Origin of the sequence: Corynebacterium sp. 122RC1 (assembly GCF_024580955.1) — a bacterium.
GTDB classification, from domain to species: Bacteria; Actinomycetota; Actinomycetes; order Mycobacteriales; family Mycobacteriaceae; genus Corynebacterium; species Corynebacterium kozikiae.
Genome location: NZ_JANIKD010000017.1, coordinates 45321 through 53865, shown reverse-complemented (window position 1 = coordinate 53865; position 8545 = coordinate 45321). Strand labels below are relative to the sequence as shown.

Below are 8545 nucleotides of genomic sequence, written 5' to 3'. Positions count from 1 at the left end.
CTCCCCAACTGCTGCCCCTACACGGACACCTCCGGGTGCAGGTCCTTGAACTTCATTTGGCGTTCACGGCGCCCCGCCAAGGTGGAAATGCTTAGGCACAGGACGGTGATTCCCACAAGGATCAAGATGGCCTGCTGGCCGCGCGGATCAAGCGCGGTATCCGTGTTGTAGAGCACCTGGCGCAACAGGTTCACTGTGTAGGTCATGGGGTCGTAGGTGTGGAACCAGCGCAGCGGCGCGGGCTGCGTCTCCGGCGGGTAGAGGCCACCGGAGGAAACAATCTGCAAAGACATAAACGCGATACACAGCACCCTGCCCACGGTGGTGCCAAATACTGAATTAAACATCTGGGTGATGCTCATGAAGGTAATGGAGGCCAGACACATCGCGAGCCACGCTCCCACCTCGTTGTACGCCTCCAAACCAATACCGAAGCGCTGCACCAGCACCATCACGGTTGCTTGTGCGATGCCAATGAGTGCCGCGGGCAAGTACGACGCAACCACGGCCCGAAATGGCGAGGCTCCAGCATCAATTGCGCGCCGCTGCAAAGGCCGCAGCACCATGAACGTCACCGTGGCACCCATGAACAGGCCCAGTGAGATGAACATTGGCGAAAGGCCAAAGCCAAACAGGGACATCGTGTCTTTGGCGTAGTTCAAGGACACGGGTGCAGCCACGTTACGGGCGGCTTCTTCCAGGGTGTTTTCGGAGAAGTTGGGCACCTGGTCTGCGCTCTGGTTGAGCTTGAGCGCGAGCTCCCCCGAACCTTCGTCGAGCTGCACCAAACCGGAGCTGAGTTGCGCCGCGCCGACCGTGAGCTGCTGGGAGCCTGCGGAGAGCTGCTCTGCGCCGTCGGTGGCCTGCTGCATGCCGTCACGGTAGTCCGAGATGGGGTTGCTCAATTGGTAGGCCAATTGGCCGGTGCCGTCGCTGAGTTTGCCCAGTTGGGTCATGAGTTCGCTGCCCTGGCCCAGGCCCTGGGTGTGGATTTGGTTGACCAGTTGGTCGGCCATGTTGGCCAGCTCAATGGCTACGGGGATGCCGGTGGAGCGCAGCTGCGCGGCGAGGTTGATCAGCGGCACGGTGAGCTGCTCCTGTGCCAGCGAGGCACGGTTTGCCACACCGACGAGCTGATCCACACCCTGGGAAATTTGGCCTGCGCCCTCACCGAGTTGCTGCGTTGCCGCGTTGAGTTGCTGCAGCCCTGCAGAAAGCGAGTTCGCGCCTTGGTGCGCGGTTTTGATGCCTTCGTCGAGCCTTTCGGCACCATCGGTGAGCTGCTGCGCACCGTTATCAGCCTGGCCGAGGCCGTCGGAAAGCTGTGTGGCACCGCCAACAAGATCTCCCGCGCCGTTGTTCGCGGTGGCGGTGCCGTCAGCGAGCTGCTGCGCGCCGTCACCAGCGGTGTGCAGACCGTCGCCGATAGTGTTGAACCCCACCAACAATTGGGAGGCCACCTGAGTACCAATTTGCTCATTGACCGTAGCCAGCACCTGGCCAACAACCAGATTGCCCAGCATTGTGGCCAGGAATCCATTGGCATTGTTATACACCGCGTTGAGCTTTGCCTGATGCGGCGTGTCACTGTTTGCGCTGGTGGCGGCAATGGAGAAATCGGTGGGCAGCTCCACTGCAAACTAATAGGTGCCGTCGGCAATGCCTTCGCGAGCCTGCTCAGGGGTCACCTCGATGAAGTCCGTCTGAGTATTGGCAATCAGGGATTTGGTCACCTCGTCACCCGCGTTGAGCTCCTTGCCGTCAACGGTGGTGCCTTGATCCGAGTTCACGATCGCCACCGGCAACTGGTTAATCCGCCCGATTGGGTCCCAATAACTCCACACAAACAACCCGCCGAACAGCAGCGGCAGCAAGATGATCACCGTAATCGCCACCGGGGGCAGCTTCCCGTGGCCGAACCTGCGCAGCTCCGAACCAATGTGAAACAGATTCACTGCCCCACCTCCTGTTGAATACGCTCCCGGACCAAATGCAGTGGCCCCTGAGCGCTGGCACGACTGAGCGCCTCACCCACTTGAATGGTGGCGTCGGCAATGCCATCCACATCATCGTTCACGGCGATTGCAAGTACCGACGTACCCAAGGCCTGCCCCTCGCCGGGAGCACCTAGGCCGCGCAAGGCTTGCAGAAACTCGGCACGCAAGCGGAGACTGCGGAGCTGATCAATGTCATCGACGATGAGCAGCTCAGCCTCAGGACGGGCGAGCAACGCCAGACAGATACGCAGCTTGAAGCGCTCGAGGGGACCCAATTCACCGACAGTAGTGTGCTTGGCCTCTTGATTGCTCAACGTGAATCCGATGCGCTCGGCGGCGGTGCAATAACGCTCGATGTGATCGATATTGCTCGGGGTGCGGCGGTACCACGGGCTGATCCACGCTACTTGCTCGCGGACAATGGAACGCACCGGAACCAGGCGCTCCACGTAGTCAATATCCGGCACCCCACTGAATGCGATGTGACGATGCAACTCATCTAGCGAGGTGAACTTCCCGTGGCTCGGACGGTACTCAATGCGGCCGGATTTCGGCTTCATCCGCCCAGCGAGCGTGAGCGCCAACGTGGTGGCAGAGGTTTCTCTGGGGCAATGCAGTACCGTTAGGCCCCGCTGAACCTCCAGTTCACTGAGGTGGAACCCGGAGGCAAACTGGACGTCAGTGGCGTTCAAAATGGGATGGGGCGCTTCGGCCGCTTCTTGTTGGGTGGTCTGTGTGTGCCGCTTGGGCTGCGGCAGGGTCGATTTTTGTGGATGCGTCTTCTTGCATCGGCTTCACCTGGTTTTGAAGTAATTTGGCTCAACATTACGCCGCACCCAATGCAGCGAGGAGCTGCGCTTGGGCGGCGTTTGTGAGCCTTGTCTTTGATTTCTTTCCGCTTCCGAGGCGGTACTAGAATTTGATGTGGTTGAGGATACCTCAACTGATAAACTTAACTCCACTTTGAAGAAGGCCACCATGCGTACCGACGCACTCCGACGCCGCAATGCGATCCTCGCAGCCGCCTCAAAGGCGGTAATCACCAACCGATTCGGCTTCACCGCCGAAGAAGTGGCCGCTGCGGCCAAGGTGGGAATCGCCACCCTGTACCGCAACTTCCCTACCCGCCAGGATCTCACCAACGCTGCGCTGGCGTTCCTGTTGGAGGGGTGCGCAACCCAGTTCGAGCAGATCCTCGCAGAGCTTGAAGCACAGGATTCCGTGGATGAATCGAATCCAGAGGCAGCAGAAAAGGCCATCGCCCAAACCATTGATGTGATTGCGAGCTTCGGCCCAAACGTTCTTGGCCCAGACGTCCTCTCCCCTGTGTTCGATCCCGAAGCACATGAAGAAGACCTGTTCCGCGAATCCCGGGAACGCATTGTGGAAAGCCTTCGAACACTGGATATCCATTATCGCGCCGCTGGTCTTATTCACGAAAGCGTGCAAGTTCTGGACTTCATCAATGGCCTCGTGGCACTGTGCGGCCCCCCGCAACTGGAAGAATTTGAATCCACCCGCACCAGCAGTGATACCTTGATCGCCATCTATCTAGCCGGCTGCAAGGTTGGTATTTCCACTCCGGTAGTACCCACGGTGATGCGCACAAAGGACTAACCTTTGTGCCATGACCATCAGCGTGTGTGATCTGTTCAGCATCGGCATCGGCCCTTCCTCAAGCCACACCGTAGGCCCCATGCGGGCGGCAAACAACTTGGTGGAACGCTTCCCGGAAGCACTCAGATCAACCGTAGAAATTACGCTGCACGGCTCTCTAGCAGCCACCGGCGTGGGTCATGGCTCCGACCGCGCAGCAATCCTCGGCCTCGCCGGATACACCCCCACTACTTGTGACTCCACCACAGCTCCCGCATTCGGCGAGGCCATCGCCCCCTCCGGGACCGTCACCGGGCCAAATGGCACCGTAGATTACCGCCTCCACTTTGACACCACCGCGCTACCCGAGCACCCCAACGCAATCACCTTCGCCGGCCCTAATGGCGTGTGGGAGGTCTACTACTCAGTAGGCGGCGGGTTTGTGCAGGACTCTACAACCATAGGCCAGCGATCCAGCAGTGCCGGCAGTGCCAGCGCTGCAAGCCAAGCAAACCAAGAAGCGGCACTTCCCTACCCGTTTCACACCGGCGCCGAACTGCTGGCCCACTGCACGCGCACAGGCCTCACCATCCCCGAGGTGATGCTCGCTAACGAGACAGCGATCCACGGAGACTCCAACAAGGTCTTTGCCCACCTCGACGCCATCTGGCACACCATGCAGCAATGCGTTGCACGTGGCATGAAAACCGAAGGCATCCTGCCCGGCGGCCTCGGCGTGAGCAGAAGGGCAATGGGCATCTACACCGCGCTTGTGGAACGGGAAACAAAAAGTACCGACGATCCCCTGCGCGCCATGGAGTGGCTCAACCTCTACGCAATGGCGGTGAACGAGGAAAACGCCGCCGGTGGCACCGTAGTGACCGCCCCCACCAACGGGGCTGCCGGCATCATTCCCGCGGTGTTGCACTTTGCCAAGAAGTTCCGCCCGGAATACACCCACACCACCCACAGAGACTTCCTCCTCGCCGCGGGCGCAGTGGGCCTCATCATCAAAGAAAACGCCTCCATATCCGGCGCGGAGGTGGGTTGCCAGGGTGAGGTGGGCTCCGCCAGCGCAATGGCGGCGGCGGGAATCTGCCAGGTCACTGGCGGCACCCCGCATCAGGTGGAACACGCCGCAGAAGTGGCCTTGGAGCACAACCTCGGGCTCACCTGCGATCCCGTTGGTGGCCTCGTCCAGATCCCCTGCATCGAGCGCAACGCCATTGGCGCAGTGAAATCCATCAACGCCTCGCGGCTTTCCAAGCACAGCACCGGCACGCACCTGGTGAGCTTGGATGATGTGGTGAAAACCATGGCTGATACTGGCCGTGACATGCTCACAAAATACAAGGAAACCTCAACTGGCGGCCTTGCCGTCAACCTCGGTTTCCCTGTGAGTATTACTGAATGTTAGCGGGCGCTAGAGCTGCTCGGCGATAGTGCGCACCAAAGAATCGATGCTCACTTCCTGCTGCTCGTGGCTGCGCAGGTCTTTGAGCATCACGGTCTGCTGCTCCAGCTCCCGGTCACCGAGCACCAGCGCGAAGCGCGCCCCGGCACGGTCGGCGCCCTTCATCGCGCCTTTGAGCCCACGATCCCCATAGCTCATGTCCGCCCTGATGCCTGCCGCCCGGAGAGCGTCGATAAGCTTCACCATCGCTGCCTTGGCGGGGGCGCCCATGGCAACGCCGAACGCGTCCACCCTGGAGCCGTCGGTGACGGTGCGCTGTTCCGCCTGGAGGGCCAGGAGCGCGCGGTCCACGCCCAGGCCGAACCCGATTCCGGAGAGTTCTTGGCCGCCGAGCTGGGCCATGAGGCCGTCATAGCGGCCGCCGCCGCCGATGCCAGACTGCGCGCCAAGGCCGTCGTGGACGAACTCGAAGGTGGTCTTGGTGTAGTAATCCAAGCCGCGAACCATGCGCGGGTTGATGACATACTGCACGCCTAGGTCATCGAGCAGCCCGGTGACGGTTTCAAAGTGCTCGCGGGCCTGGTCCGAGAGGTGGTCGATCATCAGCGGGGCGTCGGCGGTCATCTCGCGTACTTCCTCGCGCTTGTCATCGAGCACGCGCAAAGGGTTGATCTCCGCGCGGCGGCGAGTTTCCTCATCGAGGGGCAGCTTGAACAAGAACTCCTGCAGCTTCTCGCGGTACTGAGGCCGGCAGGTGTGGTCGCCGAGGCTGGTGAGTTCCAGGCGGAAACCGTTGAGCCCGATGGAGCGGAAGCAGCGGTCTGCGAGGGCGATCACCTCGGCGTCCAAGGCGGGGTCATCCACTCCAATCGCTTCAACACCCACTTGCTGGAGCTGGCGGTAACGGCCTGCCTGGGGGCGCTCGTAGCGGAAGAATGGGCCGTAGTAGTTGAGCTTCACCGGCAGTTGCCCGCGGTCCAGGTTGTGTTCGATCACCGCACGCATCACGCCAGCCGTACCCTCTGGGCGCAGCGTGGCCGAACGCCCACCGCGATCCTCAAAGGTGTACATTTCCTTGCTCACCACGTCCGTGGACTCCCCCACACCGCGAGCAAACAGGGCGGTCTCCTCAAAGACAGGCAGCTCAATGTGCTCATAGCCCGCGAGCCGTGCCTGATGGGCGAACGTATCGCGGACAGCAATGAACTCTGCAGATACCGGTGGGATGTAGTCTGGCACGCCCTTGGGTGCGGAAATCTTGTCTTTGCTCACGATCTCCCACCTTAATCGTTTGCCCCGCTACTAATCCACACCCGCGGCCTGCGTGTAGATCAGCAAAAGCCGTTGAGGAAGGGGTTACTGCGCCGCTCCGCCCGAATGCTCGTTGCCCCACCGTGCCCCGGCAGCACCTGCAGTGCATCGTTCAGAGGCAAAACGACGTTCACAAGGCTGCTGTGCATCGCTGCTGGGTTGGAGTGCGGCAGGTCCGTGCGTCCAATGGAACCAGCAAAGAGCACGTCTCCGGAAAAGACCACCTCTTGCCCCACGAACAGCACCGAGCCAGGGGAATGCCCTGGGGCATGCGCCACTGTGAAGGTATGGCCGGCAATCGCTACCTCTTGGCCGTGGTTCAACAAGCGCAAGTCCTGGGCCTGGGGCAGCTCCTGTGCATCGAACAGGACTTTCGCCTGTTCGCTTATGCCGTCACCCCCAGCCAGCATGAAGGCATCCTCCTCATGGATCCACAACGGCACACGCCACTTGTTCGCCAGCGCTGCGGCGTCCCTGGTGTGGTCGATGTGCCCGTGGGTGAGCAGGACCTGCCCAAGCTCTACGCCTTGTTCTTCCAGAAGTTGCTCAACTCTTCCGAGGGCGTGCATGCCTGGGTCAATCACCGTTGCTTTGGGCAACGTGTTGGCGCCGGCGTTCGCGGCACCAGCACTCACCACATAACAATTGGTCTGGTAAGGCCCGGCCGCGAAACCCGTGATGTTCAGCTGCAGCGCCATGGTTAGCGCAGCGCCTCAATTGCGGCGTCGTAATCTGGCTCCTGAGTGATCTCTTCCACCAGTTCAACATGAGTGATCGTACCGTCGGCATCAGCCACAATCACGGCGCGAGCCAACAGACCCTTCAGTGGGGAGCCCTCGAGGTCCAAGCCGTAGTCCTGCCCAAAGCTGGAGCGGAATGCGGAAGCGGTGACCACATTCTCAATACCCTCAGCGGCGCAGAAACGCCCCAGCGCAAACGGCAGGTCCTTAGAGACGCCCAGGACCTTTGTGTTCTCAAGGGATGCGGCGAGCTTGTTGAACTCGCGCACGCTTGCAGCGCATACGCCGGTGTCAATGCTTGGGAAGATGTTGAGCACCAAACGAGAGCCCGCAAAATCTACTTGCGCCACGGTGCCGAGGTCCTGCCCTACCAGGTCGAATGCCGGAAGTACGTCACCTACCTTTGGCAGCTCGCCGGAGGTGGAAACTTCTTCGCCTTTGAAATGTGTGTTAGCCATGGTCCAAGCCTAGGAGCTTTGAGCGTGATGCGCCACACTTTTGCTCAGGATTCTGCGGAGGATTGAAACGGCTCGATCAGGGTTTCCCAGCTTTAGTGGGTTAAGATGGCGCTTTGATACTTGACCACTTTGATTCATGGGAGACGCATCTTGAGCGCAAACAGTGAGCGCCTCGAAGAAGGCCTGCGCGATCTTGACAAGCAAATCAAATCGCGTGATCGCGCAGAAAAAACCAAGCCGCTCGGAGTGATCGCGGCAGCAGCCGTGGCCATCTTGGCAATCGTAGGTGGCATCTACTACGCCACCACCTACACCAATAACGATGAGCAAACCCAAGCTGCAGAGACCGCCGCGGAATCCACCGCGGCTACCCCCGAATACCAGCCGCTAGCGCTCACCCGTGAAACCCCACTGGCAAACACGGTGACCTGTGAATACACCGCAACCGAGGAGGAAACCGGCGGCGACGCACCCGATCTGCCATCCACCTCAAACATCTCAACCTCCGGCACCGTAGATATCACCCTGGAGACTTCCCAGGGCACCATCGGCATGGAGCTGGACCGCAGCGTCTCCCCCTGCACCGTAAACGCCATTGAGTCCCTGGTGGAACAGGGCTACTACGATGACACCGTGTGCCACCGCCTCACCACCTCCGGCATCTACGTACTGCAGTGCGGTGACCCAACCGGCACCGGCTCGGGCGGCCCAGGCTTCCAGTTTGCAAACGAGTACCCTACTGATGAGGCAACGGACACCAATACTCCTGTGATCTACAGCCGCGGCACCATCGCTATGGCGAACGCGGGCGCGGACACCAACGGATCCCAGTTCTTCCTGAACTACCAGGACTCCCCGCTCCCACCGAACTACACCTATTTCGGTCAGATCGATGAGGAGGGCCTGGCTACCCTCGATGCCATCGCTGCCGCAGGCGCGGAAGGCGGCGCTACCGACGGCGCACCCGCCGAGGAAGTGCGCATTGAAAGCGCAACTGTAGCAAGCTAGAAACAACACGAGGCGGTGCCC

At 60.7% G+C, this 8545-nt stretch carries 7 protein-coding genes and 1 pseudogene; 3 read left to right on the top strand and 5 right to left on the bottom strand.

Translation table 11 applies throughout. The annotated features are described in order from the left end of the window. Window positions 1-17: 17 nt before the first annotated feature. Together NQ050_RS08880 and NQ050_RS08870 are read right to left on the bottom strand one after the other, a co-directional pair. Window positions 18-1955, bottom strand: a pseudogene (locus NQ050_RS08880) (YhgE/Pip family protein). Beyond that, window positions 1952-2689 (bottom strand): hypothetical protein, encoded by a 738-nt coding sequence (locus tag NQ050_RS08870; RefSeq protein WP_257038939.1) that lies wholly within the window; start codon window positions 2687-2689, stop codon window positions 1952-1954. The pseudogene NQ050_RS08880 and the gene NQ050_RS08870 overlap by 4 nt, the downstream one beginning before the upstream one ends. Before the next feature lie 286 nt (window positions 2690-2975). On the opposite strand from NQ050_RS08870, the gene NQ050_RS08865 reads away from it, so the two are divergent. Both NQ050_RS08865 and NQ050_RS08860 read left to right on the top strand, forming a co-directional pair. After that, a complete protein-coding gene (locus NQ050_RS08865) occupies window positions 2976-3614 on the top strand; it encodes a TetR family transcriptional regulator (RefSeq protein ID WP_257038938.1) in 639 nt (212 codons plus the stop codon). Between the two features lie 10 nt (window positions 3615-3624). Continuing rightward, window positions 3625-5010 carry an L-serine ammonia-lyase gene (locus tag NQ050_RS08860; RefSeq protein WP_257038937.1) on the top strand — a complete coding sequence of 462 codons (1386 nt, stop codon included), beginning with the start codon at window positions 3625-3627 and terminating at the stop codon, window positions 5008-5010. Window positions 5011-5016: 6 nt separating this feature from the next. On the opposite strand, the gene hisS is transcribed toward NQ050_RS08860, so the two are convergent. Genes hisS through tpx form a run of 3 tightly spaced genes read right to left on the bottom strand, consistent with a single transcriptional unit; the run spans window position 5017 to window position 7516 of the window. Beyond that, on the bottom strand, window positions 5017-6279 hold the full coding sequence (gene hisS / locus NQ050_RS08855; protein WP_257038936.1) for a histidine--tRNA ligase: 1263 nt from the start codon (window positions 6277-6279) through the stop codon (window positions 5017-5019). A gap of 59 nt (window positions 6280-6338) precedes the next feature. Further along, window positions 6339-7004 carry an MBL fold metallo-hydrolase gene (locus NQ050_RS08850; RefSeq protein WP_373456410.1) on the bottom strand — a complete coding sequence of 222 codons (666 nt, stop codon included), beginning with the start codon at window positions 7002-7004 and terminating at the stop codon, window positions 6339-6341. Window positions 7005-7018: 14 nt separating this feature from the next. Continuing rightward, on the bottom strand, window positions 7019-7516 hold the full coding sequence (gene tpx / locus NQ050_RS08845) for a thiol peroxidase (protein WP_257038933.1): 498 nt from the start codon (window positions 7514-7516) through the stop codon (window positions 7019-7021). 150 nt (window positions 7517-7666) lie between these two features. Between tpx and NQ050_RS08840 the strand changes: the two genes are divergently transcribed. Then, entirely contained in the window at window positions 7667-8524 is an 858-nt protein-coding gene (locus tag NQ050_RS08840; protein WP_257038932.1) for a peptidylprolyl isomerase, read from the top strand. Window positions 8525-8545 lie beyond the last annotated feature (21 nt).

Coding starts and splice junctions, on each gene's coding strand:
- NQ050_RS08865 (WP_257038938.1), top strand. CDS start 2,976: ATGCGTACCGACGCACTCCGACGCCGCAATGCGATCCTCGCAGCCGCC.
- NQ050_RS08860 (WP_257038937.1), top strand. CDS start 3,625: ATGACCATCAGCGTGTGTGATCTGTTCAGCATCGGCATCGGCCCTTCC.
- tpx (WP_257038933.1), bottom strand. CDS start 7,516: ATGGCTAACACACATTTCAAAGGCGAAGAAGTTTCCACCTCCGGCGAG.